Below are 26,268 nucleotides of genomic sequence, written 5' to 3'. Positions count from 1 at the left end.
TGAAGTTTGACAGCAGCCAGTCACTGCCCGAAGCTGCAAGCCGTCAAGAATTGGAACTCGATATGCCCAGATTGCCTTTACAGGGCTCATCGCCTCGCCCCACTACTCGACGTCGCAAACTGATCGGCATTGCGGCTGTATCCATAGTGCTCATTACACTGGTAGTGACTGTGTGGTCGTGGCGCAGCAGCCCTGCCCAACCCGCAGCCAAGCTGAATCACACCTACGCGCAAGCGATGCAACAAGCCCATGACGGCAAACCCGGCGCAGCGCGCATGCTTTATCAGCAACTGGCGCGAACGGACCTTTCGCCTGCGCATCGGATGGCCCTCCTGGCCGAACTGAACAATTACCCGAGCCCCCAGGCACTCAAGCTGCTCAATGCCAGCCTCAAGAACCCATCGCCACAAGTACGCGAGGCAGCGATTGAAGCCAGTGTGAAACTGATACCCGACGGACAGCGCAGCCTCGTGCTCGGCCCACTGCTGGAAGACGCCGAACAATCCGTGAGGTTCAGCGCCACCCGTGCATTACTGGGGCTGTCCCCGGATGATCTGGGGTTGTACTTTGCCGTGCTGCAACAAGGCGCCGAGGCCTATCAGGAAGCATTGAAAACCCAGCCGCAAACCGCACAGAACCAGCTGCAACTGGCAAAGCTCTACCTGCAGACCGGTGATCTGGAGCCTGCACTTTCAGCCCTGAAGAACGCCATTGCCCTGGACCCCGAAAACGTCGAAGCCGCATTGGCGCATATCGAACTGCTGGACAAGAAAGGTCAGGCGGATCAGGCGCGCAGTCTTTTTGCCCGCTTGCTGGAGCGCAACCCCGAATCCTCCCTGCTGCAACATGCCCTGGGCATGTGGCTACTGAACCACGGGCAGAGCGAGTACGCCCTGCTCAGCCTGGCAAAGGCAGCGGAACTTGAACCAGGCAACAACGATTACCGCTACGACCTGGCGGTAGCCCTGCATGATCTGGATCAACTGGAAGCTGCACAGAAGCAATTGGTGCAAATACTCCAGAACCAGCCTGCCAACCGACGGGCACGGGTGCTCCTGATCCAGTACTGGAAGGAAAATGGTCAATTGCAGAATGTGCAGGTCCTGCTGGCAGAGCTCGAACAACAGAATCCGGATGACCCCGCCCTGCAACAAGGACTTTAGGAACCGGTCCAGCCAGCTGGCTGACCGGCCGAAAATAAGCATTTCGCGTCTGTTTTTAACCTGATCCCATAGATTTCAGACATTATTCAACCGACACCTAATATCGGAAATAACTTACAACGCGCTTCGCTCGATAACACAACGAGTGATAGAAGCCGCCAACTGATGAAAGCAATTTCATTTAATCATTTTCAAGAAGACTATTTTCTAACTCGTAAAAAACGTGCATTATTTAGGGGCAACTGATTATAACTACCCATTACTCCCGATTGCGTGACCGGAACGCTTAGTTTCATGATTGAAAAGCGCCGGGACTGGGTAGGAATCAATGAGCGAGCCGGCCTAACGTTTTTGTCATATCGCTTTATCGGGCTATCAACAGCCACTACATTGTTGGAGTATTTTATTTGTCCAGACTTGCCGAGTTTCGAGCAGCAGAGAAAGCCCTTCAAGAACAGCTTGCACAGCTGGAATCCCTGAAGAATGACGCCGGGCTGAAAAAGGAGATTGAATTCGAGCAGAAGCTCCAGGACCTGATGGGCAGCTATGGCAAAAGCCTGCGCGACATCATCGCCATCCTTGACCCTGTCAGCTCCACCTCCCTGGTTGCGCCAGCCGCCGGCCCGAAACGCCGTCGCGCCCGAGTTGTAAAGGTCTATCAGAACCCGCACACGGGCGAGCTGATTGAAACCAAAGGCGGCAACCACCGCGGTCTCAAGTCCTGGAAAGAGCAATACGGCGTCGAGACTGTCGATTCCTGGCTTCGTGCCTGATTGCGCTTTCTCGTAAAGCAAGCCCTGCATCCGCAGGGCTTTTTATTGGCCACTCCCCGCCGCCGCCTCTCGAAAAAAGCATGGTTTCATAGATACGCATGTGTATAAGCACGTGGAATTCATATACATGACCCCTATTTAGCGTGTACCGCATATAATACAGAGCGACATATCATCCTCACGTTAAAATAATGACGCCAATAATCCTCTCTTTATCCAAACATATTGCCCCGCTGTTACAACTTGAAAAAATCGATCCGCCTTCAGCATCCCGACAGCAAACGCCCCTCATCCTTGATGTGTGAAATGCGTCACTTCCTCGCAATACCCTGTAAGGCAAGACAACATCGCCGAAGATTCAACGTCAATATTTTTCAGTGTTGCACGGTACGAATACGTTAACTTTTTGACGAGCTGCCATAAGTACCCGCCTGCATGCCGTGAGGCTTGCTCAACTGGCCAGCACCTGCGCACCTTGAATGCAATAACTTCAAGTCAGGACTTCACATTTTTTTCACACGACTTCTTACAAGATGAAGGCCGCTAAAGGAATAGCGCCCCATGCCCGCTTCGGCGGGCTTCTTTTTGCCCGCAGAAAAGCGCCACGGCTTAGCGGGCCGAATCGAGCTTCAGACTGTCCCGAATACGCAGAACCTCGTCCTTGCTGGCCGCATAGCCATCGACCGACCCGGCGTAGGACAACGACCACGCCATCTCCTTGTTTGCCGCCGCCACCAGCGTCTGGGTCAGCACATGCACACCGTTCTGAGTGACGGTGCAGGTGGTTTCCAGCGAAGGAATCACACTGAGCTGCCCTTCGCGTACATGGGTACACACACTCTGCATGCCGCTACGGGCAAAATTGACCTGAATCGACTTGCGCATCTCCAGCAGCACGGCCTGCACATTGACCTCATGGCCCGGCACCAGCCGAGACTGGGTCAGCTCCATTACCATGCTCGGATTACCGGCCTGATCGTTTTTCACTGCGCGTTGTCTGACCTGCACAGAGGGTTGAGTTGAGGAGTCCGCTGCCGGAAGCGACTCCACTTCCCAGCCTGCTGGCCAGATGATCATTGCATCAGCGGCATGCACCTCTGCGGCTCCCAACAGGCACAGGCTTATGAACAAGGATCTGCATGGCGTGAAAGTCATGATTGAAGCTACTCAGTACAGGAAACTGGAAATTCTGAGCCTGTCGCCCGTCACGAGCAAGGGGCTGAGCACTTTTGAGCAGTGCAAGCCTGATCAGCACAGGGTTTGGCACCGAGCGCCCCGCCCCGTATCATTTGGCAAGACTTTTTGAACACTCTGTTGGAGACCCCCATGAGCCTGCAAGAACTCAACACCTTCCCTGGCGTAACCGCTGAACCCGAAGCGGCAACCCAGCGTTTCGTGTTCAACCACACCATGCTGCGCGTCAAGGACGTCACCGCTTCGCTGGATTTCTATACTCGTGTACTGGGTTTCAGCCTGGTAGAAAAACGCGACTTCCCGGAAGCAGAGTTCAGCCTGTACTTCCTGGCCCTGGTAGACAAGGCCCAGATCCCTGCCGACGACAAGGCTCGCCACGAATGGATGAAATCGATCCCCGGTATCCTGGAACTGACCCACAACCACGGCACCGAAAACGATCCTGCGTTCTCCTACCACAACGGCAACAGCGACCCGCGTGGCTTCGGGCATATCTGCGTGTCCGTACCGGATGTACACGAGGCCTGCGAACGCTTTGAAAAGCTCGGCGTGGATTTCCAGAAACGCCTGGCCGATGGCCGCATGAACAACCTGGCCTTCATCAAGGACCCGGATGGTTACTGGGTGGAAATCATTCAGCCGACACCGTTGTAATCCGTCACCTGCTCACAAATGAATTCGCTCCTGCAGCCAGTACACCGTAGGAGCCAATTTATTCGCGAATGGACCGTGTACATGAAAAAGCCCCATGATCACTCATGGGGCTTTCTTGTATCTGACCGCCAATCAGGCCGGAGCAGAGGTACGGATCAGGTGATCGAAAGCACTCAGAGAGGCCTTGGCACCCTCGCCCAGGGCGATGATGATCTGCTTGTAAGGAGCAACCGTCACGTCACCGGCACCGAAAATACCCGGCACTGAAGTTTCGCCCCGCGCATCGACCACGATCTCGCCACGTGGCGACAGCTCGATGGTGCCCTTGAGCCATTCACTGTTAGGCAGCAAGCCGATCTGTACGAAGATACCTTCCAGCTCTACAGTCACTTCCTCGCCATTCACGCGATTCTTGTAGCGCAGGCCGTTGACCTTCTGCTCATCGCCAGTCACTTCAGTGGTCTGGGCGCTGGTAATCACTGTAACGTTCGGCAGGCTGTGCAGCTTGCGTTGCAGAACGGCATCGGCACGCAATTGCACATCGAACTCCAGCAGGGTGACGTGAGACACGATACCCGCCAGGTCAATGGCCGCTTCAACGCCCGAGTTACCACCACCGATCACTGCAACACGCTTGCCTTTGAACAGTGGGCCATCGCAGTGCGGGCAGTAGGCAACGCCCTTGTTGCGGTATTGCTGCTCGCCCGGAACATTCATCTCCCTCCAGCGAGCGCCGGTTGCCAGAATCACGGTCTTGGCCTTGAGGCTTGCACCGCTGGCGAACTTCACTTCATGCAACTCACCGGCCTTGCCGGGAATCAGCTTGTCGGCGCGCTGCAGGTTCATGATGTCGACGTTGTATTGCTTGACGTGCTCTTCAAGCGCAACGGCCAGTTTCGGCCCTTCGGTGTGCTGTACCGAGATGAAGTTCTCGATTGCCATGGTGTCCAGCACCTGACCGCCGAAACGCTCTGCCGCAACGCCGGTACGAATGCCTTTACGGGCTGCGTAGACCGCTGCGGCCGAACCGGCTGGACCACCGCCTACTACCAGAACGTCGAAGGCGTCCTTGGCGTTGAGTTTTTCAGCCTGACGGGCGCTGGCGCCGGTGTCGATCTTGGCGAGGATTTCTTCAAGACCCATGCGGCCCTGACCGAACAGTTCGCCATTGAGGTAGATACTCGGAACCGACATGATCTTGCGTTCGGTCACTTCATCCTGGAACAACGCACCGTCGATAGCGACGTGCTTGATGTTCGGATTGAGGACTGCCATCAGGTTCAGGGCCTGAACGACGTCCGGGCAGTTCTGGCAAGACTGCGAAAAATAGGTCTCGAAACGGAACTCGCCTTGCAGAGCGCGAACCTGTTCGATGGTTTCCGCGCTGACCTTGGGTGGGTAGCCGCCAGTTTGCAGCAACGCCAGGACCAGCGAGGTGAATTCGTGCCCCATCGGGATGCCGGCGAAACGCAGGCTGATATCCTGACCCGGGCTGTTCAGCGAGAACGACGGCTTGCGCGCATCGGTGCCGTTGTCTTGCAGGGTGATGTCTTTGGAAACACTGAGCACATCGTTCAGCAGAGCCAGCATTTCCTGGGATTTGGCGCCGTCATCAAGGGACGCAACGATCTCGATGGGGCGAGTAACCCGCTCCAGGTAGGATTTCAACTGGGCTTTAAGATTGGCGTCCAACATGTGGCGACTTCCTATTTTTACGAAGGTAGAAAAAACAACGCCCAGGCGATGACCGCCCGGGCGTTTTTTGGGGCGATGCGGTTTACTTGCTCAAGAGCTCAAAGCCCCTAGCCGTTTCATACGACTTAGATCTTGCCAACCAGGTCCAGGGACGGAGCCAGGGTAGCCTCGCCTTCTTTCCACTTGGCCGGGCAGACTTCGCCTGGGTGAGCAGCGACGTATTGAGCAGCCTTGATCTTGCGCAGCAGCTCGGAAGCGTCACGGCCAACGCCGCCATCGTTCAGTTCAACGATTTTGATCTGGCCTTCAGGGTTAACCACGAAAGTACCGCGATCAGCCAGACCGGCTTCTTCGATCAGCACGTCGAAGTTGCGGGAGATCTGCAGAGTAGGGTCGCCGATCATGGTGTACTGGATTTTGCCGATTGCTGGCGAAGTGTTGTGCCATGCAGCGTGGGCAAAATGAGTGTCGGTAGAAACGCTGTAGATCTCGACGCCCAGTTTCTGGAACTCAGCGTAGTTGTCAGCCAGGTCTTCCAATTCGGTAGGGCAAACAAAGGTGAAGTCGGCTGGGTAGAAGAATACGACAGACCATTTACCTTTGAAGTCAGCTTCCGATACGTCGACGAAAGCACCGTTCTTGAATGCGGTTGCTTTGAACGGTTTTACTTGGCTGTTGATAATAGGCATCGGTGAATCTCCTGATGGGTTGTGAATTCGATGGAGTGAAGCTTACGCACGATTGATGACAAAGGCTCATTGGCAAACCTGATATCACTCATTAGTTTTGCCTATCGGCGCAGCTTATTAATAGAAGAAACCTTCAAGCCGCTCACCTCCTCGGAGGGAGCGCTGAACGTAACCGGCTCAATGTAACGCATCGCAGACTTCATGTCCCGCCAGCCCACGTAAGCCATGAGCGACTTGAGATCCCATCCGCTACGATGCGCCCAGGTTGCAAAGCCTCGCCGCAACGAATGGCTGGTGTATTGATCGGCCGCGACACCGGCGCGCTCGAAGGCCTGACGCAACAGGGGAATGAGGCTGTTGGCATGCAGCCCCTCCTCTCCCAGATTGCCCCACCGGTCAATCGATCTGAATACCGGCCCACGCACCAGGGCCGCACAATTGACCCATTCGATGTACGCCTTCACCGGGCACAGACGCTGCAAGGCAGGAGTCTGGTAGGTCTTGCCGATATTGTCCCTGTCACCCTTGCTGCGCGGCAAGTAGAGGCTGATCCCCGACTCCGGGATTGCCTTGATATCCTCGACTTGCAGCCGGCATAGCTCGTCACTGCGAAACCCGCGCCAGAAGCCCAGCAAGATCAGCGCCGCATCACGGCGACAGCGCAGCAACTGCACCTGATCATGCCGCGCCAGCGCCTCGCTCGCCTCCACTTCCAGCCAGGCAACCACCCGCTCCAGATCCTGCAACTGCAAAGGCTCGGCCTGCTTCTCCTGAGCGGGGTGCAAGGCCCGTATGCCCTTGAGCACCTTGCGCACCATCGCCGACTTGGTCGGGTCGGCAAAACCCTGACTGTTGTGCCACTGCGCCAGTGCCGACATGCGCAGCTTCAAGGTATTGACCGACAGGGTCGCGGCATAGGTCGCCAGATAGCGGGCCACGCTTTCGCTGGTGGCAGGCAGAAAACCTCCCCAGGTCACCTCGAAATGCTCGATGGCCGCCCGGTAGCTGCGCCGAGTGTTATCCCGCGTCGCAGCCTCGATGTAGCGATCGACGTCATTCATGCCTTGTCACCCCTTTGTGTACTGCGCACGTCGCCCTGACAGGCCAGACAAGCGCATGACACGGGATAATACGCCAATATCACAGGTTAATTAATTGCAGATTTCACGCTGATTTACGATTTAATATAGTATGTAATTACAGGGTACATACCATAGTACGAAATCGTAGGAGACAGCATGGCTCGCGGCGGTGTAAACAAGGCGCTGGTGAACAAGGCACGGCTTGCCCTGCTCTCTCGCGGGGAAAACCCGAGTATCGATGCCGTACGGGTCGAAATGGGCAATACCGGCTCGAAAACCACCATCCATCGTTACCTCAAGGAGCTGGATGAAACCGACACGCCCGCTCCTGCCATCAACGATGAGCTGACGGAACTGGTTGCCCGGCTTGCCCAACGCTTGCAGGAACAGGCCCAGGAGCGCATCGACTTTTCTTCGGCAGAGCACGACGCCAATCGCAAGGCCATGCAACAGGACCTTGCAACAGCGCAGCAGCGTATCAATGAGCTGCAAGAGCAACTGGCACGGCAGACCGAAGCTTTCGAGCAACAGAGCACCGCCCTGCTCCACCAGCAACAGGCACGGCAAGGCGAGCAGATGGAGAATGCCCGACTGCTTCAGGCCAATCAGGATCTGGAAGCGCGCCTGCAAGACAAGGACGGGCAGATTCGTTCGCTGGAAGAAAAGCATCGGCACGCCCGCGAAGCGCTGGAGCACTATCGAAACTCGATCACGGAACAACGCACTCAGGAGCAACAACGCCACGAAGGTCAGCTACAACAAGTCCAGATGGAACTGCGCCAGGCCCAACAAAGCCTGATGATGCGCCAGGAAGAAATCACCCGCCTGAACCGGGACAATGAGCGACTGCTGACAGAGAGCCGCAACGCGGCACGGAAGCTGGGAAGCCAGAAGGACTTGCTGAGCAAAACCACTCAACAAGCCGCCAGCACCAGCGAGCAGTACCAGCACTCACAGACCCAATGCGCCCTGCTCGAAGAACGACTGCGCACCACTCAGGACGAGAACACCGAACTCAAGCAGAGTCTGATCGACACACGACAGCAGAATCGCATGCTGGAATTGCTGCTGATAAAGAAGGAAGTCGCACTGGAAAATCTGCGCGAGCCTGATGAAAAGCCAAAACCGAAAAAAACCTCAGGCCCGACCGCAAAGGCAAAGCCGGATAAATAAAGAGCACCGCCCAATATGCACAACAATGATAAATAGCCACTATCGATTCATCATATAAATATTCTTAAATGTTATTTAAATAACATTTTTTATGCATATAAGCTCACTCCACACCTGAATTTATCCCTCGAAAGCTGGAGCCTTGTATGCAAAAACCCACGAAACGCCTGTCTCGCCTGGCAACCGCCATCGGCCTGGGTGCTGCACTGATGTCCGGCGCGCTGATAATGCCTGCCACTGCGCAGGCCGAAGGTGAAATACGGATCGCCGAACAGTTCGGCATCGTCTATCTGCTGCTCAACGTTGTTCGCGACCAGAACCTGATCGAGAAACACGGCAAAGAGGATGGCCTGGAGATCAAGGTCGACTGGACCCAGCTTTCCGGCGGCTCGGCCGTGAACGATGCCTTGCTGTCAGGCTCCATCGATATCGCAGGCGCCGGCGTCGGCCCGCTGCTGACCATCTGGGACCGCACCAAGGACAAACAGAACGTCAAGGCCGTCGCCTCGCTGGGTAACTTCCCGTACTACCTGGTCAGCAACAACCCCAAGGTCAAGACCATCGCCGACTTCACTGAAAAGGACCGCATCGCCGTGCCGGCAGTGAGCGTTTCCGTACAGTCGCGCTACCTGCAATATGCAGCAGCCAAACAATGGGGCGACAAGGAATACGCCCGACTGGACAAGTACACCATCAGCCTGCCTCACCCTGACGCTGCCGCCAGCCTCATCGCCGGTGGCACCGAGCTGACCGGGCACTTCTCCAACCCGCCCTTCCAGGAACAGGAACTGAAAAACCCTAACGTGCATGTCGTGCTCAACACCTACGACCTGCTGGGGCCAAACTCGCCAACCGTACTGTTCGCCACCGAGAAATTCCGCAAGGAAAACCCGAAGACCTACAAGGCATTCATTGAAGCGCTGTCGGAAGCCGAAGACTTTGTCCGCAAGGACATCGGTGCTGCGGCAGACACCTACATCCGTGTCACCAAGGCCAAGATCGATCGTGCCGAACTGCTGCAGATCATCGACAAGCCTGAGTTCCAGTTCACCATCACCCCGAAAAACACCTACCCGCTGGCCGAATTCCTGTACCGCGTCGGCGCGATCAAGAACAAGCCAGAATCATGGAAAGATTATTTCTTCCAGGATGCCAAGCCGCTGCAAGGCAGCTGATCCAACCGCCTCACCCCGCCTGATGGCGGGTTCTACAAACAAAAAAAATCGCCCCCGCCATAAGCGGGGGCGATTTTTTTAACAGCGATTACCAGTTATAGGTGGCACGTGCGTAGTAAAACGCGCCGCTATACCCATAAGGTGAAAAGGTGCTGTAAGCCAGGTTGCCGCCACTGGAAGCAAACTCGTTCAGCTTCTCCGGGTAAACGTCGGTAACGTTGTCGCCACCCACTGTGAAGACCCAGTTCTTGAGTTTGTAATCCACTGCCAGATCCAGCAGCCAGGCAGCCTTGAATGTCTGGTCGTTGACCTCGGCAGCCTGATAGCTGGTGAACTCGCCATAACGCACCAGGTTCGAGTGCAGCGTCCAGTTGCCGATCGTGAAATCGTTGGCCAGCGTGAGTTTATGCTGCGGCGTGGTATCACCCAGCAGGCCGATACGCTCGCGACGATCCACACGCACCAGGTTGACGCCCAGTTGATCGAGTTCCGGCGGGTTGGCTTTTACGTCAGTAACTTTGGTGTGGTTGTAGTTGTAGCCCAGGGTGCTGTTCCAATCCACACCGTTATCGAACTGATAGCGGTAGTTGGCAACCAGATCGATACCATCGGTGCTGGTATCGGTGGCATTGGTGAAGTAACGGACACTGGTGTAGTTGATGTCAGTGATACCGTTGGCTTGCAGGTAGTTGGTTGCAGCGTTGTTGAGCACCAGGTTGGAGGACAGCGAGATACGGTCACGGATGTCGATACGGTAGACGTCCGCAGTCACGGTCAGATTGTCCAGCGGCTTGAGCACCAGGCCCAGGCTGTAGTTGCGGGACTTCTCGGCCTTGAGATCTTCAGCACCCAACAGTTGGGCCACATTGCTGTTGGCCGGGAACGTACCCGCTTCCTGGATGGTGTTGCCGATCAACTGCGACGAGGTATACGTGAAGTTCTGCTGAGCCAGCGATGGCGCGCGGAACCCTGTCGAAACGCTACCGCGCAAGGCGATACGCGGCGTGAAATCGTAACGCGCCGAAACCGAGCCACTGGTATTGGAGCCGAAGTCACTGTAGTCCTCGCGACGCACAGCAGCCGAAACCCCGAGCTTTTCAGTGATATTGGTTTCCAGGTCCAGATACTGGGCAATGTTATGCCGCGAATAGCTGCCCGCATCCGCTGCGCGGAAACCGCCAAGCCCGGAGCTACCGGTCTGGAAGTAGGACTCGGCCTGACCCGCCTCGATCTGATAACCCTGATGCAGATACTCGGCACCGAACGCCACCGACACTGGATACGGCAGCCACGCAGCACTGAACTCACGGGACAGATCCAGGCTGAGCTGCTTCTGGTCGTTGGTCAGCGTACCGTTGTAGAACGAGCGCGGAGTGGCCAGACCCAACGAGGTGTTGATGGTCTTGGTGCGCAACTCGTAAGAGTTCTTGCCGTAGTTGGCAGACAGGTCGTAATGCCAGTTATTGGCAAGCTCGCCACGCAAACCGGCGACCAGCGTCGTGTCTTCCAGGGTGCCGCGAATCAGCGGCAGGTAACCATTGGGGAAAATCGCAGGAATGTTGTTACCGGCATTGCTGGCCCGGTAGAACGCTGCCGTTTCACCGCGACGCTTGCTGTAGCCGCCAAAGCTGTAGAACTCGGCAGCATCGCTGAAGGTGTAGCCACCGTTGAACTGGATCTTGCCTTCTTCGGTTTCCGGCTCACCCTGACGGAATACATGCTGACCGTAGGTGGTAGAACCGACGCTTGCAGGGCGGAAGTCATTACCGGCACGGTCGGTGTAATCGTTATTTGCGCCTTCGCCGGAAAGGTTGAGGAAGCCATTGCTGCCCAGGGCAAAACCGGTGTTACCCGAAATGTTGCGCTTGATCCCGTCACCCTTCTTGTACTGACCGTACTGAGTGGAGATCGAACCACCGTGATCACCCTCTTTAAGGATGACGTTGATAACCCCGGCGATGGCGTCCGAGCCGTAGCGCGCCGACGCACCATCACGCAGCACTTCGATATGATCGATGGCCGACAGCGGAATGGCGTTCAGGTCGGCAGGTGCCGAGCCACGGCCGACCGCACCACCGAGGTTGACGAAGGCCGAAGTATGACGACGCTTGCCATTGACCAGCACCAGCACCTGATCAGGCGAAAGACCACGCAATTGCGCAGGACGAGTCAGCTCAGCACCGTCGACCAGACTGGGACGCGGAAAGTTGATCGAAGGAATCAGGCGCGCCAGTACCGCACCCAGCTCTCCAGAGCCGGAACTGCGCAGGCTGTCGCCGGAAATGACGTCGATAGGTGACAACGAAGCGCTTGCCGTGCGCTCCTGAGCCCGAGTACCGGTCACGATAACCGTATCAAGCGTCTTGCTCTCTTCTTTGGCCTCTTCGGCCAACGCTGCGGCGCTCCAGGTTCCGGCAGTCAGCAAATTGGCTGACAAAATGGCCGTCCCCAGCACGTGTCGTTTAAAGCTCCCCATACCGCTCCCCTTTTAAATCCCTGACCCAGGCCTCTCTGCCTGGGTAACAACGAGCGATCCGTGCGGCGGACGGTAGCGTTCATTGATACGTAATTAGGTTCTCCGGTGGTCCGATGCCTTATAGCTTAATGCCATTAAGTGTAAGTTTTTAAATACCATTAATGCATAAGAAGCTACAAATGGGTTTGCAAGCGCACAAGACAGGAGCAAACCCATTCGCGAACGCGGATTTACGCACCAAAACAGGGAGTTTTCGGGAGGGGGATTTAGCCTTTCATGCCCAGTCGCGGGCAAGCCCCCTCCCACTATCGGGAGGGGGCAGCACTTTACGGAGCCGGGTTGGGTTGCCCGACATGAATCGCTTCGATACCGGCAACAACCTCATCGGACAGCGAGACATCGATGCTCGCCAGGTTGACAGCCAGTTGCTCCAGAGTGGTCGCGCCAATGATATTGCTGGTCACGAACGGGCGGCTGGTCACATAAGCCAGGGCCATTTGTGCCGGGTCCAGGCCGTGCTGACGGGCCAGTGCCACGTACTGCGCGGTAGCACGCACAGCCTGCGGATTGTTGTAACGCTGGAAGCGCTCGAACAGCGTCAGGCGGCCATCGGCCGGACGTGCGCCGTCGAGGTACTTGCCTGCAAGCACACCGAACGCCAGTGGCGAATAGGCCAGCAGACCAATCTGCTCACGAATGGCGATTTCCGCCAGGCCGATCTCGAAGCTGCGGTTAAGCAGGTTGTACGGGTTCTGGATAGAAACGGCACGCGGCAAGCCATGGGTTTCAGCCAGGTGCAGGAAACGCTGGGTGCCCCACGGGGTTTCGTTGGACAGACCAAAATGGCGAATCTTGCCCGCCTTGACCAGATCGTTCAGCACCGACAGGGTTTCCTCGATCTCCACTGCCGAATCGTCCGGGTCATGCTGATAGCCCAGCACACCGAAGAAGTTGGTCTTGCGATCCGGCCAGTGCAGTTGATAGAGATCCAGATAATCGGTGTTCAGGCGCTTGAGGCTGGCCTCCAGTGCGGCGGTGATATTGGCGCGATCCAGGCGCGGATTGCCATTGCGGATATGCTCCATGCGACCAGGACCGGCCACCTTGCTGGCCAGCACCCAATCCTTGCGATCACCATACTTCTTGAAGTACTCGCCGATGATGCTTTCGGTCTTGGTGTAGGTTTCCCCACGTGGCGGCACCGGGTACATCTCGGCGGTATCGATGAAGTTGACGCCAGCCTTCTTGGCCAACTGGATTTGCTCGAAAGCCTGAGCTTCGGTGTTTTGCTCACCCCAGGTCATGGTGCCCAGTGCGATGGCGCTGACCGAGATATCGGTCTTGCCCAATGAACGAAATTGCATCGATGACTCCGTCTTGTTCAGATAAAAACGAGCGCACTCCGGCGCCTGGCAAAGAGGCCCTATAAAACGCCCTCAGGCCAGGGGCTGCAAGTGTTTTGTTGGTGTCTGCCAGCCAACACCTGCATGCCGGAACGCTTAGCGATAACCTTGCGCCTGCAAGTCGAACAGCGTTGCATAGTGGCCACCCGCAGCCATCAGGCTGTCGTGATCGCCACGCTCCAGCACCCGCCCCTGCTCCAGCACAACGATATGCTCAGCATTGCGCACACTGGAAAAACGATGGGAGATCAACAGCGTCATGCGCCCCTTGGCGTACTCGCGAAAGCGGTCGAATACTGCCGCCTCCGCCGCAGCATCCAGCGCAGCGGTCGGCTCATCGAGAATCAGGATGTCGGCATCGCGCCGCATGTAGGCACGGGACAAGGCGATCTTCTGCCATTGCCCGCCGGACAGTTCCTGCCCACCCTTGAACCAGCGCCCCAACTGAGTGGCATAGCCCTTATCGAGTTGCGCAATGAAAGAAGCGGCCATGCCTTGAGTGGCCGCTTCGCGCCAGCGACTCTCGTCATCGAAGGCCGTGATATCCCCCACACCAAGGTTTTCGCCCACCAGAAACTGGTAGCGAATGAAGTCCTGAAAGATCACCCCGATGCGGGTACGCAAGGCGTCTTCATCCCACAGCTGCAAATCACTGCCATCGAGCAGAATGCGCCCGCGATCCGGCCGATAAAGACGGGTCAGCAGCTTGATCAACGTGGTCTTGCCCGAACCATTGGCGCCCACCAGAGCAACACTGCGACCGGGTGCCAGATGCAGGTCAATACTTTCCAGCGCAGGCTGGCTGGAACCTGGATACGTGAAACTCACCGCCTCGAAACGCAGACCATCGCCGGGTGCAACACCTTCGATCAGGCTGCCGGAAGGCGCCTGAACCGGCTGCCCAAGGTATTCGTAGAGATCCGCCAGATACAGACCGTCCTCATACAAACCACTGATCGCCATCAGGCTGCTGCTCACGGCAGTCTGGCCCTGCTTGAACAGCACGAGATACATGGTCATTTGCCCAAGGCTGATTCGCCCATGCACGGCATCGACAATCACCCAGGCATACGTCAGGTAAAAGGCAGCGGTGCCCAGCAACCCCAGCAGAAACCCCCAACCATCGCGGCGAACGGTCAGTTGACGATCCTCTGCATACAGGCGCTCGAAAGTGTCCCGATAGCGCTTGAGCAATAGCGGCGCAAAACCGAACAGCTTGACCTCCTTGATATGCACCTCATTGGAGAGCAGCGCTTCGATGTAATTCTGCTTGCGTGTTTCCGGGGCGCGACGGGCAAACAGGCGGAAGGCATTGCCCGAAAAGTGCGCCTCGGCAAAGAAGACCGGTAACGCACCCAGCACCAGAATCAGCAGAGCCCAGGGCGAAAAATGCACCAGCAATACGGCAAAGCCCATCAGGGAAATCAGGTTCTGCATCAAGCCCAGGGATTTGGTCACCAATGCCAGCGGCCTGACCGAAGCCTCGCGCCGGACCCGCACCAGCTTGTCGTAGAACTCTGAATCCTCGAACTGCAGCAACGAGAGGGTCTGGGCCTTTTCCAGAATCAGGGTGTTGACCTTCTGCCCAAGCTGCACGCGCAGCAAGGCCTGCTGAACCGACAGCGCCCGCTGAGCGGCGGCCAATAGCGCCAGCACGCCCGCTTCGAGCAGTACATAGCGCAGGACCGGCCAAAGCGGCGCGTCACCGGTTGCCGTATTCAACTGGATGGCGGCAAGCACCGAGTCGACGATGCGCTGGCCCAGCCAGGCGGCCAGTGCAGGCAGCAGACCGGCAATCAGGGTCGCCAGCACCAGACCGAGGGACAAGGCCCGGGAAGTGGTCCAGACTAGCTGCATGGCGCGGATTGCCTGCTGCAGGAAGGAAGTCAAACGACGAGCAAAGGACATGCGTAAAAGAACTCTTGGAACAGGGATGAATTGAGAGCAGGCCTGATACCACAAAACTGCCCCGGCCCACCGTGAAAAAGAGGCACATCATGCACGATGCTTACGACCTGCAACGTTTCGTCGAGGCTCAGGAACCGGTTTTCCGGCAGGCGCTGGCCGAACTGGAGGCCGGTAGAAAACGCAGTCACTGGATGTGGTTTGTATTCCCGCAGATCAAGGGCCTGGGACATAGCGCCATGGCGCAGCGCTATGCCATCAGCAACCTCGATGAAGCCCAGGCTTACCTGCAACACCCTTTGCTGGGGCCTCGCCTGGAAGAATGCGCAAAGGCTATCGCGCCTCAGGTGCAGCGTTCGGCGCGACAGATTTTCGGTTCCCCGGATGACCTCAAGCTGCATTCAAGCATGACCCTGTTCGCAGCCGCAGCGCCGGAGCACCCGCTGTTCAAGGAAGTGCTGGACACCTTCTTCGATGGAGAACCGGACACCATGACGCTGGAGAAACTGCAAGCCTTTCCCTGAAGCCTTCAAACGCCTGCCGAAGAGCGCTGCATGCAGCGCTCGCGTCGCTCATCGACGCGCTCCGCAAACCAGGCCGTCGTCAGTTTGCGTGTGATCTTCGGACTTTTCAGGACAATGCCGGGCAAGACGGCCCGAGGCAGCGGCTTGCCCTGAGTCTTCTGCGCCAGTTCAAAGACCCGGGTGTAAAGCCGGGTTTCCTCGAACTCAAAAGTGTCGCCCTGCTTGAGCTGGTTCCAGATGGCCGAATTGCTCATGTCCAGACGAGCTCCCAGGGTACGGACAGCCAGCTCCGTGGAACCCGGCGAAGTCGAATCGTAGCGGATCAGGTCGCCATCCAGCGCCAGCTCGATACCCGTGGCCCGGCTGACTGCATTCTGGAAAGCGGCATTGCGGCTCGCGTACCAGCCCGCATTGAAGTCCGCAAAACGATAGATCGATTGCGTGTAGTTCGCCGGATAGCCGAGCAGATGAGCAATGCCGAAGTACATGCCGCCACGCCGGGTAAAGACCTCACGGCGGATGGAGCCATCGACCGGATACGGATAATTGGCAGCCTGCTTTTCAGCAAAGGCAATGCTGACCTGCATCGGCCCGCCGGTGCGCACCGGATTGAAATTACCGAACAGGGTTTGCCCCAGAGGCACCATGCCGATGAAGTCATCGAAAATGGCGCTCAGCTCTTTTTCGGTGCGGGCCGCATCCAGTCGCGCGCCATAGGATTTGCCGCTGGGCGAACGGATACGCAGGGCCGCATTGACCAGCGCTGCCGGAATATGCAGCCGTGAGGCGCGCCGGTCGATCTCGGCACGGGCGATCTTCGCCATTCCCGGCACCGTCGGATCAACCTGATAGGTGGATTCCTGCTCGGTCACTGCCAGCACGGAACACAGGTTCTCGGTACTCAGATCGATCCTCTGTGCCACGAAGGCGGCATAGATATCGTTCGCCCACGCCTGACGATCCGGGGTCTTGGCCGGCATCAGACGCACGATCTGGGCCCGCGCCTGATCAGGGCTCAACTCTGGCTGTTGAGCCCGTTGGGTACTGCATCCGGCAATCGCCAGCGTAAGGCTCATCATGAGCGTTCCAGTCTTCATCCCATTCACTTGCTTACCTCTCACCTCAATACAGGTCTAGAACACAGACCACTCAATCCTCGCACTCAGTTTCTCCAGCGCTGCCATACCGACCAGCGAATTGCCTGCCGCGTTCAATTCCGGGGACCAGACACAGACAGAAAAGCGCCCAGGCACAACGGCAACGATACCGCCGCCCACGCCGCTCTTGCCCGGCAAGCCCACCCGATAGGCAAAATTGCCGGCCTCATCGTAAAGACCGCTGGTAGCCATGATCGAATTCAATTGCGTGGCCTGGCGAGCCGTCAGGATCTGTGCGCCGCTATGGGTACAGAAGCCCTGATTGGCCAGGAAACCAAAGGCACGCGCCAGGTCGATGCAGTTCATGCTCAGCGCACAATGATGGAAATAGCTGCGCAGCACGTCTTCTACATCGCCATGAAAGTTATCGAAGGATTTCATGAGGTACGCAGCCGCAGCATTGCGGGAACGATGCTGGTATTCGGACTCTGCGACCTTGGCATCGGAAATGATGGTGGGGTTGCCACACAGGCGCCGCACGAAGTCCCGCATCGACAGCGAGGGGGCGGCAAAGCGTGCCTGATTGATATCGCAGATCACCAACGCTCCTGCGTTGATGAAAGGATTGCGCGGCCTGCCCCGCTCGAACTCCAGCTGGACCAGCGAGTTGAATGGCTGGCCGGAAGGCTCGTGCCCCAGACGCTTCCAGATATCCTCGCCGGAATGCCCGATAGCCTGGACCAGGCTGAAGACCTTGGAAATACTCTGGATCGAAAACGGCGTGGCCGCATCACCGGCGTAGAACACTTCGCCGCTGTTGCTATAGACCGCGATACCCAGTTGATCGGGGCGAACTTCACCCAACGCAGGAATGTAATTGGCAACCTTGCCCTGACCGAGCAAGGGCCTGACTTCATCAAGAATTTCGTTCAGCAGGTTTTGCATGCATGCGCCCCGTGTTTTGGGTGCGCACACTACACCAACAATTGAAAACGAGCATCATCCAACAAGGACAATGTCCCGTGTTTTACAGTCATCGTGAAAAAGCCTGACCTCACCCGACATCAGGTCTTGTATTCGGTATCGGTGCGTTCAAGTTGACGGATCAGTGCATTCCAGTGCCTGGACACATAGGGCTCGTCACCATCCTTGAAGGCCTTGACCTGATTTTCCACAGTGGCGATCACTTCTGCAGGCGGGAAAACCAGCTCCGCATTGCCAGCAGCCTGAGCGGCGATCTGGATATTGCAGGCGTACTCCAGCGATTGCAGTTGCTGGAACGCATGCTCGACACTCACCCCGGCAGTCAGCAAACCATGGTTGCGCAGGATCATCACGCTCTTGTCGCCCAGATCCGCCACCAGCCGCTCACGCTCGTCCAGATTCAGTGCCACCCCTTCATAACCGTGATAGGCCACTCGCCCCGAGAACCCCAGAGAATGCTGGGAAATAAGCAGCAAGCCGTCCTTCTGGGCAGAAACCGCAATGCCGTCGCGGGTATGGGTATGCAGTACCGCCTGAAGATCGGGACGTGCGCCATGGATCGCACTATGAATCACGTAACCGGCATAGTTGATGCCAAGCCCCGTCGGGTCATCGACGATGGTGCCGTCGAGATCGACCTTGACCAGGTTCGATGCGGTAATTTCATCGAACAACAGGCCAAAGGCGTTGATCAGGAAATGCTCGTCCGGGCCAGGAACCCGTGCGGAAAAATGGGTGTAGATGTGATCGGTCCAGCGCTTGAGTGCCGCCAGACGATAAGCCGCCGCCAGCTTGACCCGCACTTCCCACTCCTCAGGCGAAACCCGATCCCGGACGCTGCCTGATTTTTCCGGGCCTGGAGTCCCTTGCTGGACTGGTAAAGCGCTGACGTTGCTCATGGTATTGCTCCTGAATGACTTTAAAGCCTGTCCCACAAGACTAAGCGCATAACAAAATCATTAAAAAGCACATTTTCTTATAAGCTAATTATGAAAAAAGCAAATATTAGAAGCACTGCAACATCGCTTGCAGCTTAAAGCTTGCGGCTTGTAGCTGGGCGCTAGCTACAAGCCTCAAGCTGCAAGAGGAGCTACAGCGCCCGCGCCACCGGCGCCCTCATCGTCACAAACTCTTCGGCTGCGGTGGGGTGTACACCGATGGTGTCGTCGAAGATCTGTTTGGTCGCGCCAGCCTTCAGGGCGATTGCCAGGCTCTGGACAATCTCGCCGGCATCCGGCCCGACCATGTGGCAACCCAGCACGCGATCAGTCTGGGCGTCGACCACCAGTTTCATGAAGGTCTTCTCCTGATCGCCGGTCAGGGTCAGTTTCATGGGGCGGAAGCGACTCTCGAAAATCTGCACCTGATGCCCGGCCTTGATGGCGTCTTCTTCGGTCAGGCCGACCGTGCCGATGTTTGGCAGGCTGAAGACGGCCGTCGGGATATGGTTGTAATCTACCGGACGATACTGCTCTGGCTTGAACAGGCGGCGAGCGACAGCCATGCCTTCAGCCAGTGCAACTGGCGTCAGTTGCACGCCACCGATCACATCGCCGATGGCCAGGATCGACGGCTCGCGGCTCTGGTAATGCTCGTCGACCTCGATGTAACCGTTCTTGTCCAGCTTGATGTCCACGCTTTCCAGCCCAAGGTTGTCGAGCATCGGGCGACGACCTGTGGCGTAGAACACACAATCCGTTTCCTGCGTGCTGCCATCCTTGAGGGACAGCAAGAGACTGCCATCGGCCTGCTTTTCAATACGCTCGATATCGCTGTTGAAGCGCACATTCATGTGTCGCTTGACCAGCTCTTCATGCAAGTGAGTCCGCACACCACCATCAAAACCGCGCAGGAACAAATCGCCGCGATAAAGCAGTGTGGTGTCGGCCCCCAGACCATTGAAGATCGAAGCGAATTCCACGGCAATGTAGCCACCGCCAACCACCGTCACGCGCTTGGGCAGCTCCTTGAGATAGAAGGCTTCATTGGAAGTGATGGCATGCTCGCGACCCGGCACGTCAGGCACCTGTGGCCAGCCACCGGTCGCAATCAGGATGCGTTCGGCACTGTAGCTCTGGCCGTTGATTTCCACGCGCTGCGGCCCCGTGATCCGCGCATGGCCTTCCAGCAGCGTGACGCCGCTGTTGACCAGCAGATTGCGATAGATACCGTTGAGGCGATTGATTTCGCGGTCCTTGTTGGCGATCAGCGTGGCCCAGTCGAATTGTGCCTCGCCCAGTGACCAGCCAAAGCCTTTGGCCTGCTCGAAGTCTTCGGAGTAATGGGCGCCGTACACCAGCAACTTCTTGGGTACGCACCCCACGTTGACGCATGTACCGCCCAGGTAGCGACTTTCGGCCACAGCCACCCGCGCGCCGAAACCAGCGGCGAAACGCGCCGCCCTTACACCGCCGGAACCGGCACCAATTACAAAAAGATCGAAGTCGTAAGCCATTACTGTCTCCTTAGCGATGAAACAGCATACCCGCTAAGCGCTCAGTCCAGAAATGACAAAGCCACCCGAAGGTGGCCTTGTCTTGAAGCATGTACAGGCGATGGATCAGTAAGCCTTGCCCGTTTTGTAGAAATGCTCGAAGCAGAAGTTGGTTGCTTCGATGTAGCCTTCGGCGCCGCCGCAGTCGAAACGCTGGCCCTTGAACTTGTAAGCCAGAACGTTGCCTTCGGCAGCCTGTTTCATCAGGGCGTCGGTGATCTGGATCTCGCCGCCTTTGCCTGGAGCGGTCTGTTCGATCTTCTCGAAAATGTCCGGGGTCAGGATGTAACGACCGATGATTGCCATGTTCGATGGAGCGTCTTCAGGCTTTGGCTTCTCGACCATGTCGGTGACACGGAACAGGCCTGGCTTGATTTCGTCACCGGCAATAACACCGTACTTGTTGGTTTCCTGAGGATCGACTTCCTGGATCGCGATGATCGAGCAGCCGTAATGGTTGTGCAGCTTGACCATCTGGGCCAGTACACCGTCACCATCGAGGTTGACGCACAGGTCGTCCGCCAGAACCACGGCGAACGCTTCCTTGCCGATCAGAGGACGACCGCTGAGGATCGCGTGACCCAGGCCTTTCATTTCTGTCTGGCGAGTGTAGGAGAAGCTGCACTCGTCGATCAGTTTGCGGATACCGACCAGGTATTTCTCTTTATCAGTACCCTTGATCTGGTGTTCCAGCTCGTAGCTGATATCGAAATGGTCTTCCAGCGCGCGCTTGCCGCGACCGGTGACGATGGAGATCTCATTCAAACCAGCGGCGAGCGCTTCTTCCACACCGTATTGGATCAGTGGCTTGTTGACCACCGGCAGCATTTCCTTGGGCATGGCTTTGGTCGCTGGCAAAAAGCGAGTACCGTAACCGGCTGCTGGGAACAAGCATTTCTTGATCATAAAAGTCCTTGGTAAGGGCTGTTGGTGTTAGCGGCGCAGTCTAATCAGGCGGCGGTCACCTTACAATGCCCCGCCACTGGCCGTCCGATGCCATGGTAGAGGAATCCATGAGCAGATAGTTCCGCAAAATCATAGATATTGCGCCCATCAAAAAGCACGGGCATGCGCATCAGGCCCCGTACGCGGATGAAATCCGGCTGACGAAACTGCTTCCATTCGGTCAGCAGAACCACTGCATCTGCGCCTTCGACACAGCTGTACAGCGACTCGCTCAAGCGTAGCTGACCACTTTGCACGGCGCTGGAATAATATTCGGCCACCGGTCCAGTCGCCGCCGGGTCCGTGGCATGGACTTTCGCACCGGCCGCCAGCAAGGCATCGATGAGCACCAGGCTTGGCGCTTCACGAATGTCGTCGGTACCGGGCTTGAAGGCCAACCCCCACAAAGCCACCACCCGTCCTTGCATGTAACCGCCAAAATGCTGGAGCAAGGCCTGGAACAGCAAGGTCTTCTGGGTTGCATTGCGTTGCTGTACAGCGCGCAGGATCTGCGGCTCGAAACCCTGTTGCTCGGCCGTGCGAATCAGGGCACGCACATCCTTGGGAAAACACGACCCGCCATAACCGCAACCGGCGTAGATGAAATGCGTACCAATACGCTTGTCACTGCCGATACCGCGCCGCACCTGCTCGATGTCCACGCCCAGATGAGCGCATAACCCGGCCATTTCGTTGATGAAAGAAATCTTGGTCGCCAGGAATGCATTGGCGGCGTACTTGCTGAATTCCGCCGCTCGCACGTCCATGACCAGGGCTCGCTCGCGGTTACGCAGGAACGGCCCATACAGGCGCTGCAACAATTGCGCGGACTCAGGCTCGGCACACCCCAGAATGACCCGGTCCGGCCTCATGAAGTCCTCGATTGCAGCGCCTTCCTTGAGAAACTCGGGGTTGCTCGCCACCGCTACACGGGCAGCCAGGCCACGGCGCGCAAGATGCCCGTTGATGCGCAGCGCCAATGTTTCGGCGGTGCCCACCGGCACGGTTGACTTGTTGACCACCAGGCAAGCCCGATTCAGGCATTGCCCCAACTGATCCGCGACTTTCAGCACATGGGACAGGTCTGCCGATCCATCCTCGCTGCCAGGCGTGCCCACGGCAATGAAAACGATCTCGGCCTGACGTACGCCTTCCTCCAGGCTTGAGGTAAACCGCAACAATCCACTGGCCTGATGCTCCTTGAGCATGGGCTCAAGCCCAGGCTCGTAAATCGGGCACTCACCGCGCCGCAAGGCGGCAATTCTCTGCAACCGGGTTTCGACACACACCACCTGATTGCCCATTTCAGAAAAGCAGGCCGCCGTTACCAGCCCCACGTATCCGGCACCGATTATGCACAGTCGCATGTGTCGCCCCTCCATTCGGATTTGCGACAATTGCAACGCAAACCGATTGCAGCCCGGTGATGACATGACGACAGACACATGACAGAAGAATTATCATGCGCTACATGGCGGAACGATGGCACTGGCGATCAGTCCAACCCTCGTATTGCAAACTCTCCCCGGCCTTATCTTGAAGCGAAAAACATGATCAGAGTTCTGTCCATTATTGCTGTACTGGGCCTGACTGGCTGCGCAACCGCCTCCAACACCTACCTGAAGAATGGCAAGCAAGGCTTGAGCATCGACTGCTCAGGCGAAGCGATGTCATGGGCCAGTTGCTATGAAAAAGCCGACGCATCGTGCGCCGGCACCGGTTACGAGATTGTCGGAACCGATGGCACGCCACGGCCGGCCGAAAGCGAGAAAACCCTTGGCCTGGACGTGGGCAACTACAAGAGCCGTAGCGTACTGGTGGTGTGCAAATAGATTTCGATCAGCCTGAAATGCAGGCCTCAGCCGCGTTGCGCACATCCTTGAAACGCAGAGGCAGGTTGGAAAGACGTTCATGAACCTTGATGGAGCTGCCTCCAGAGCGATTCTCGACATAAATCACCGCGGCGGGGTCACTGCTGAGGCTTTGCGCAACGATGATGCGCAAACCGTCGCGATGACGCTCAATGAGCGGTGGCTCGCGGCTGTCGCTGATTTTTTCGACGAAGCAATCGGCATATTGCTGGGGCGTCTTGCCGGAAATCACGTTCAGGGTTGCAGGCGAATGCTCGATATCAGCAACGGTCGCACATCCGCTCATCGCCAAAGCCATGACTACAACGGCCAGTTTCATACAATCCCCTCCAAATTAAAGGTGCTACGACAAGCAAAGGCGCGATTAGATCCCAACCGAGTCACTTTTTACCAGAAAGACCGCAATTGACACCCAATCAACGGCAAATAGCGCGCGCCGCATGCTATCGTTTTGATTTTTCAGAATAAAGCCACGGCTTTCGGAGACACCCATGAAATTCGTACACCAGCGTGAGCATTTGAACGAGGACGATCTGGTCGTCATCCAGTGCTCGCAAACGTGCAATATCCGCCTGATGAACGATGCCAACTTTCGCAGCTTCAAGAACGGCGGACGTCACACCTACCACGGTGGCGCGTTCGACAAGTTCCCGGCCAAGATCGCAGCTCCCAGCACGGGTTTCTGGAATATCACCATCGACACCACTGGCCGCAAGCCAAGCGCGAATCCGGGGCACAAACCGCAATTCACCCACTCGATCAAGATCGTTCGTCGCTCGACCTCTCGCCTGAGCTGACACCCAAGGAGCTACTGTGAACAACCCTGCCAAAACGACCAAATATGCCGTCAGCTACAAGCTCAATGGCGAACGCCGCTTCGAGTTTGCACAACTGCAATCCGCTTCGGCAGAAGAAGCGCGGGCTGCGCTGGAAAAGATGCACGGCCAGAGCGATGACCAGATCACCGATGTGAAAGTCAGCAAGGCTCTTTAACCGTAGCAGCCTGTTTGCGGGACCAATCGCCAGCCGACCAGATTCATTTTTCGCGAATGAATTCGCTACCTGCTGCCCCCACAGGAGCGACTTCAGTCGCGAAAAGGCCAGAAGCTTTCACACACAACCTTCAAAACCAGCCGATGCACGCGCCCTGAGCGGGCACTCCGCACGATGCAGGTTCAGCGCGGTATTGATGATGCCGATATGGCTGAATGCCTGGGGGAAGTTGCCCAGCATGTGCCTGCCGTGCGGCTCGTATTGCTCAGCCAGCAGGCCCACGTCATTGCACAGGCTGCATAAGCGGTCGAACAAGGCCCGGGCTTCCTGCTCGCGGCCCTGCAGGACATAGACATCGGCCAGCCAGAACGAACACACCAGGAAAGTCCCTTCGGTTCCCGACACACCATCGACACTGCGCTCATTGTCATAGCGCAGCAAAAGACCATCCTGCATCAGGGTACGCTCGATCCGCTCAACAGTGGCGACCACCCGAGGGTCGTTGGCGGGCAGAAACCCGGTAAGGGCAATCTGGAGCAGGCTGGCATCCATCTCCGTGGCGCCATAGGTCTGCACGAAACAGCCCAGTTGCGTATTGAAGCCATTGAGGCACACGTCGGCGTGGATCTGATCCGCCACCTCCCGAAAATGCCGCGCCAGGGCACGATCTTCTTCGGTGAGCGCAGCCTGGGCTATCTGTGTCGCATTACGGTCGAAGGCCACCCAGGCCATGACCTTGGAATGGGTAAAATGTCGCGGCTCGGAACGAATCTCCCAGATACCGGCGTCCGGCAAATGCCAGACCGTCTCCAGAAACGGCATCACCACCTTGGAAATCGCAATGCTGCGCGGGTGTCGCGGCATGCCGCCCTTGAGTGCCTGAATCATGGCATCGGCCACTTCGCCGTAGACATCCAGTTGCATCTGGGTTGCAGCACCATTGCCTATGTGCACGGGCTGCGACCCTTTGTAACCGCTTAGCCAGGGCAACTCATACTCCATCAACCGCCGCTCACCGCCCAGGCCATACATGATTTGTATCTGCTCTGGGTTGCCGGCCACCGAGCGTAGCAGCCAGTCACGCCACTCTGTCGCTTCCTCGAAATACCCCAGATTCATGAACGCCAACAACGTCATGGTCGCGTCCCGCAACCAGCAATAGCGGTAATCCCAATTGCGCTCACCCCCCAATTGTTCAGGCAGAGAAGTCGTCACAGCAGCGACGATACCGCCCGTGGGCTGATAGGTCATGGCCTTGAGGGTAATCAGCGAACGCTTGACCTGAGCAGTCCAGGGCCCGACATCAGGGCAACGATCGGAAAACTCTCGCCAGAAAGCCTCTGTGCGAATCATCGCCTGATCGGCATCGACATCGGGAAGTATCGGTTCGTATGAAGGCTGATAAGCCAGGGTGAAGACCTTGCGCTCGCCAGCGGCGACATGGAAGTCACTGCCGGTGTGGTGATCATGGGGCTGAAGGGAAACCGGGCTGCGTAACACGAGCATTTCCGGCCCGGCCACGGCAGTCAGAGTGTGTGGGTCCTTCTTTTCGACCCACGGCACCGTACTGCCGTAATCGAAGCGAATGGCAAGGTCCATGCTGAAGCGCACCCGCCCTTCAAGACCGACCACAATCCGCACCACCTGATTGTCGACGCCCATAGGCATGAAGTCGATCAGCAGTGCGCAGCCGTTCGGGGTCGTGAACCGGGTTTCCAGAATCAGAGTGCCTTCGCGATAACAGCGCTCGACAGACGTGATCTCTTCTGCCGGAGCTATCTTCCAGCGGCCGTTATCGCTGTCGCCCAGCAACGCCGCGAAACAGGCAGGTGCATCGAAACGCGGAAAACACAGCCAGTCCAGCGAACCATCCCGGGCAACCAGTGCGGCAGTCCGGCAATTACCCAACAGTGCGTAGTCTTCAATCAGTGCAGCCATTCGAGAATGTCCGTCCTACTGTGAAGCCTCGCCGGGAACA

24 protein-coding genes are annotated in these 26,268 nt (G+C 57.2%); 9 read left to right on the top strand and 15 right to left on the bottom strand.

Annotated features, from left to right (window positions below; genetic code table 11):
* Positions 1-62: 62 nt before the first annotated feature.
* Both ACODS3_RS14035 and ACODS3_RS14030 read left to right on the top strand, forming a co-directional pair.
* Positions 63-1,163 carry a tetratricopeptide repeat protein gene (locus ACODS3_RS14035; protein ID WP_201019598.1) on the top strand — a complete coding sequence of 367 codons (1,101 nt, stop codon included), beginning with the start codon at positions 63-65 and terminating at the stop codon, positions 1,161-1,163.
* A gap of 407 nt (positions 1,164-1,570) precedes the next feature.
* A complete protein-coding gene (locus ACODS3_RS14030) occupies positions 1,571-1,936 on the top strand; it encodes a histone-like nucleoid-structuring protein, MvaT/MvaU family (protein WP_201002158.1) in 366 nt (121 codons plus the stop codon).
* A 609-nt stretch (positions 1,937-2,545) separates the two neighbouring features.
* Here the strand turns inward: ACODS3_RS14030 and ACODS3_RS14025 are convergent.
* Positions 2,546-3,091 (bottom strand): DUF4946 domain-containing protein, encoded by a 546-nt coding sequence (locus ACODS3_RS14025; protein ID WP_201019597.1) that lies wholly within the window; start codon positions 3,089-3,091, stop codon positions 2,546-2,548.
* Positions 3,092-3,262: 171 nt separating this feature from the next.
* Between ACODS3_RS14025 and gloA the strand changes: the two genes are divergently transcribed.
* Positions 3,263-3,784 (top strand): lactoylglutathione lyase, encoded by a 522-nt coding sequence (gene gloA, locus ACODS3_RS14020; protein ID WP_304574044.1) that lies wholly within the window; start codon positions 3,263-3,265, stop codon positions 3,782-3,784.
* A 132-nt stretch (positions 3,785-3,916) separates the two neighbouring features.
* Here gloA and ahpF read toward each other — a convergent pair whose 3' ends face one another.
* The 3 genes from ahpF to ACODS3_RS14005 all read right to left on the bottom strand — a co-directional run bounded on the left by ahpF (position 3,917) and on the right by ACODS3_RS14005 (position 7,229).
* Positions 3,917-5,479, bottom strand: coding sequence for an alkyl hydroperoxide reductase subunit F (ahpF, locus tag ACODS3_RS14015; protein WP_201002152.1), 1,563 nt, complete (start codon positions 5,477-5,479; stop codon positions 3,917-3,919).
* A gap of 125 nt (positions 5,480-5,604) precedes the next feature.
* Complete coding sequence (gene ahpC / locus ACODS3_RS14010) at positions 5,605-6,168, bottom strand: alkyl hydroperoxide reductase subunit C (RefSeq protein ID WP_025259928.1); 564 nt, start codon at positions 6,166-6,168, stop codon at positions 5,605-5,607.
* Between the two features lie 101 nt (positions 6,169-6,269).
* Positions 6,270-7,229 carry a site-specific integrase gene (locus tag ACODS3_RS14005; RefSeq protein ID WP_489034817.1) on the bottom strand — a complete coding sequence of 320 codons (960 nt, stop codon included), beginning with the start codon at positions 7,227-7,229 and terminating at the stop codon, positions 6,270-6,272.
* Between the two features lie 177 nt (positions 7,230-7,406).
* Here ACODS3_RS14005 and ACODS3_RS14000 point away from each other — a divergent pair, with 177 nt between their 5' ends.
* Both ACODS3_RS14000 and ACODS3_RS13995 read left to right on the top strand, forming a co-directional pair.
* Positions 7,407-8,423 (top strand): DNA-binding protein, encoded by a 1,017-nt coding sequence (locus ACODS3_RS14000; RefSeq protein WP_489034815.1) that lies wholly within the window; start codon positions 7,407-7,409, stop codon positions 8,421-8,423.
* A 146-nt stretch (positions 8,424-8,569) separates the two neighbouring features.
* Positions 8,570-9,598: an ABC transporter substrate-binding protein gene (locus ACODS3_RS13995; RefSeq protein WP_201019593.1), complete on the top strand. Its 1,029-nt coding sequence runs from the start codon at positions 8,570-8,572 to the stop codon at positions 9,596-9,598.
* 88 nt (positions 9,599-9,686) lie between these two features.
* Here ACODS3_RS13995 and ACODS3_RS13990 read toward each other — a convergent pair whose 3' ends face one another.
* From ACODS3_RS13990 to ACODS3_RS13980, 3 genes are all read right to left on the bottom strand, one after another.
* Positions 9,687-12,074, bottom strand: coding sequence for a TonB-dependent receptor plug domain-containing protein (locus ACODS3_RS13990; RefSeq protein ID WP_201002144.1), 2,388 nt, complete (start codon positions 12,072-12,074; stop codon positions 9,687-9,689).
* Between the two features lie 326 nt (positions 12,075-12,400).
* A complete protein-coding gene (locus ACODS3_RS13985) occupies positions 12,401-13,438 on the bottom strand; it encodes an NADP(H)-dependent aldo-keto reductase (protein WP_201002142.1) in 1,038 nt (345 codons plus the stop codon).
* A gap of 135 nt (positions 13,439-13,573) precedes the next feature.
* The gene (locus ACODS3_RS13980; RefSeq protein WP_489034812.1) at positions 13,574-15,385 is read right to left on the bottom strand and encodes an ABC transporter ATP-binding protein; all 1,812 of its coding nucleotides are present in this window, start codon (positions 15,383-15,385) and stop codon (positions 13,574-13,576) included.
* A gap of 89 nt (positions 15,386-15,474) precedes the next feature.
* Here ACODS3_RS13980 and ACODS3_RS13975 point away from each other — a divergent pair, with 89 nt between their 5' ends.
* A complete protein-coding gene (locus tag ACODS3_RS13975) occupies positions 15,475-15,906 on the top strand; it encodes a DUF1810 domain-containing protein (protein WP_201019591.1) in 432 nt (143 codons plus the stop codon).
* A 5-nt stretch (positions 15,907-15,911) separates the two neighbouring features.
* Here ACODS3_RS13975 and ACODS3_RS13970 read toward each other — a convergent pair whose 3' ends face one another.
* The 6 genes from ACODS3_RS13970 to ACODS3_RS13945 all read right to left on the bottom strand — a co-directional run bounded on the left by ACODS3_RS13970 (position 15,912) and on the right by ACODS3_RS13945 (position 22,793).
* Positions 15,912-17,003, bottom strand: a complete 1,092-nt coding sequence (locus ACODS3_RS13970) for a DUF1615 domain-containing protein (protein WP_489034810.1) — start codon at positions 17,001-17,003, stop codon at positions 15,912-15,914.
* Positions 17,004-17,039: 36 nt separating this feature from the next.
* Positions 17,040-17,948, bottom strand: coding sequence for a glutaminase B (glsB, locus tag ACODS3_RS13965; protein ID WP_201002134.1), 909 nt, complete (start codon positions 17,946-17,948; stop codon positions 17,040-17,042).
* Between the two features lie 119 nt (positions 17,949-18,067).
* Entirely contained in the window at positions 18,068-18,886 is an 819-nt protein-coding gene (locus ACODS3_RS13960; protein WP_025259918.1) for a class II aldolase/adducin family protein, read from the bottom strand.
* A 191-nt stretch (positions 18,887-19,077) separates the two neighbouring features.
* Positions 19,078-20,442: a glutathione-disulfide reductase gene (gorA, locus tag ACODS3_RS13955; RefSeq protein WP_489034807.1), complete on the bottom strand. Its 1,365-nt coding sequence runs from the start codon at positions 20,440-20,442 to the stop codon at positions 19,078-19,080.
* Between the two features lie 105 nt (positions 20,443-20,547).
* A complete protein-coding gene (gene galU, locus ACODS3_RS13950; protein ID WP_025259916.1) occupies positions 20,548-21,387 on the bottom strand; it encodes a UTP--glucose-1-phosphate uridylyltransferase GalU in 840 nt (279 codons plus the stop codon).
* A gap of 44 nt (positions 21,388-21,431) precedes the next feature.
* Positions 21,432-22,793 (bottom strand): UDP-glucose dehydrogenase family protein, encoded by a 1,362-nt coding sequence (locus ACODS3_RS13945; protein ID WP_201019586.1) that lies wholly within the window; start codon positions 22,791-22,793, stop codon positions 21,432-21,434.
* Positions 22,794-22,976: 183 nt separating this feature from the next.
* On the opposite strand from ACODS3_RS13945, the gene ACODS3_RS13940 reads away from it, so the two are divergent.
* Positions 22,977-23,258: a hypothetical protein gene (locus tag ACODS3_RS13940; RefSeq protein WP_025259914.1), complete on the top strand. Its 282-nt coding sequence runs from the start codon at positions 22,977-22,979 to the stop codon at positions 23,256-23,258.
* Between the two features lie 7 nt (positions 23,259-23,265).
* Here ACODS3_RS13940 and ACODS3_RS13935 read toward each other — a convergent pair whose 3' ends face one another.
* Positions 23,266-23,616 (bottom strand): hypothetical protein, encoded by a 351-nt coding sequence (locus ACODS3_RS13935; protein WP_201002128.1) that lies wholly within the window; start codon positions 23,614-23,616, stop codon positions 23,266-23,268.
* Positions 23,617-23,788: 172 nt separating this feature from the next.
* On the opposite strand from ACODS3_RS13935, the gene ACODS3_RS13930 reads away from it, so the two are divergent.
* A complete protein-coding gene (locus ACODS3_RS13930) occupies positions 23,789-24,094 on the top strand; it encodes a DUF1883 domain-containing protein (RefSeq protein WP_201002126.1) in 306 nt (101 codons plus the stop codon).
* Between the two features lie 16 nt (positions 24,095-24,110).
* Complete coding sequence (locus ACODS3_RS13925; protein ID WP_201002124.1) at positions 24,111-24,290, top strand: hypothetical protein; 180 nt, start codon at positions 24,111-24,113, stop codon at positions 24,288-24,290.
* 117 nt (positions 24,291-24,407) lie between these two features.
* Here ACODS3_RS13925 and ACODS3_RS13920 read toward each other — a convergent pair whose 3' ends face one another.
* Positions 24,408-26,228, bottom strand: a complete 1,821-nt coding sequence (locus ACODS3_RS13920; RefSeq protein WP_489034804.1) for a glycoside hydrolase family 15 protein — start codon at positions 26,226-26,228, stop codon at positions 24,408-24,410.
* Positions 26,229-26,268 lie beyond the last annotated feature (40 nt).

It is taken from the genome of Pseudomonas sp. FG43 (genome assembly GCF_057809175.1).
Note: the sequence above shows the minus strand (reverse complement) of the source record. Positions and strands in the feature narration are given on the sequence as shown.

What these genes read in the sequence shown, in the direction of transcription:
- ACODS3_RS14035 (WP_201019598.1), top strand. Translation starts at nt 63, where the DNA reads ATGCCCAGATTGCCTTTACAGGGCTCATCGCCTCGCCCCACTACTCGA.
- ACODS3_RS14025 (WP_201019597.1), bottom strand. Translation starts at nt 3,091, where the DNA reads ATGACTTTCACGCCATGCAGATCCTTGTTCATAAGCCTGTGCCTGTTG.
- gloA (WP_304574044.1), top strand. Translation starts at nt 3,263, where the DNA reads ATGAGCCTGCAAGAACTCAACACCTTCCCTGGCGTAACCGCTGAACCC.
- ahpF (WP_201002152.1), bottom strand. Translation starts at nt 5,479, where the DNA reads ATGTTGGACGCCAATCTTAAAGCCCAGTTGAAATCCTACCTGGAGCGG.
- ahpC (WP_025259928.1), bottom strand. Translation starts at nt 6,168, where the DNA reads ATGCCTATTATCAACAGCCAAGTAAAACCGTTCAAAGCAACCGCATTC.
- ACODS3_RS14005 (WP_489034817.1), bottom strand. Translation starts at nt 7,229, where the DNA reads ATGAATGACGTCGATCGCTACATCGAGGCTGCGACGCGGGATAACACT.
- ACODS3_RS14000 (WP_489034815.1), top strand. Translation starts at nt 7,407, where the DNA reads ATGGCTCGCGGCGGTGTAAACAAGGCGCTGGTGAACAAGGCACGGCTT.
- ACODS3_RS13995 (WP_201019593.1), top strand. Translation starts at nt 8,570, where the DNA reads ATGCAAAAACCCACGAAACGCCTGTCTCGCCTGGCAACCGCCATCGGC.
- ACODS3_RS13990 (WP_201002144.1), bottom strand. Translation starts at nt 12,074, where the DNA reads ATGGGGAGCTTTAAACGACACGTGCTGGGGACGGCCATTTTGTCAGCC.
- ACODS3_RS13985 (WP_201002142.1), bottom strand. Translation starts at nt 13,438, where the DNA reads ATGCAATTTCGTTCATTGGGCAAGACCGATATCTCGGTCAGCGCCATC.
- ACODS3_RS13980 (WP_489034812.1), bottom strand. Translation starts at nt 15,385, where the DNA reads ATGTCCTTTGCTCGTCGTTTGACTTCCTTCCTGCAGCAGGCAATCCGC.
- ACODS3_RS13975 (WP_201019591.1), top strand. Translation starts at nt 15,475, where the DNA reads ATGCACGATGCTTACGACCTGCAACGTTTCGTCGAGGCTCAGGAACCG.
- ACODS3_RS13970 (WP_489034810.1), bottom strand. Translation starts at nt 17,003, where the DNA reads ATGAAGACTGGAACGCTCATGATGAGCCTTACGCTGGCGATTGCCGGA.
- glsB (WP_201002134.1), bottom strand. Translation starts at nt 17,948, where the DNA reads ATGCAAAACCTGCTGAACGAAATTCTTGATGAAGTCAGGCCCTTGCTC.
- ACODS3_RS13960 (WP_025259918.1), bottom strand. Translation starts at nt 18,886, where the DNA reads ATGAGCAACGTCAGCGCTTTACCAGTCCAGCAAGGGACTCCAGGCCCG.
- gorA (WP_489034807.1), bottom strand. Translation starts at nt 20,442, where the DNA reads ATGGCTTACGACTTCGATCTTTTTGTAATTGGTGCCGGTTCCGGCGGT.
- galU (WP_025259916.1), bottom strand. Translation starts at nt 21,387, where the DNA reads ATGATCAAGAAATGCTTGTTCCCAGCAGCCGGTTACGGTACTCGCTTT.
- ACODS3_RS13945 (WP_201019586.1), bottom strand. Translation starts at nt 22,793, where the DNA reads ATGCGACTGTGCATAATCGGTGCCGGATACGTGGGGCTGGTAACGGCG.
- ACODS3_RS13940 (WP_025259914.1), top strand. Translation starts at nt 22,977, where the DNA reads ATGATCAGAGTTCTGTCCATTATTGCTGTACTGGGCCTGACTGGCTGC.
- ACODS3_RS13935 (WP_201002128.1), bottom strand. Translation starts at nt 23,616, where the DNA reads ATGAAACTGGCCGTTGTAGTCATGGCTTTGGCGATGAGCGGATGTGCG.
- ACODS3_RS13930 (WP_201002126.1), top strand. Translation starts at nt 23,789, where the DNA reads ATGAAATTCGTACACCAGCGTGAGCATTTGAACGAGGACGATCTGGTC.
- ACODS3_RS13920 (WP_489034804.1), bottom strand. Translation starts at nt 26,228, where the DNA reads ATGGCTGCACTGATTGAAGACTACGCACTGTTGGGTAATTGCCGGACT.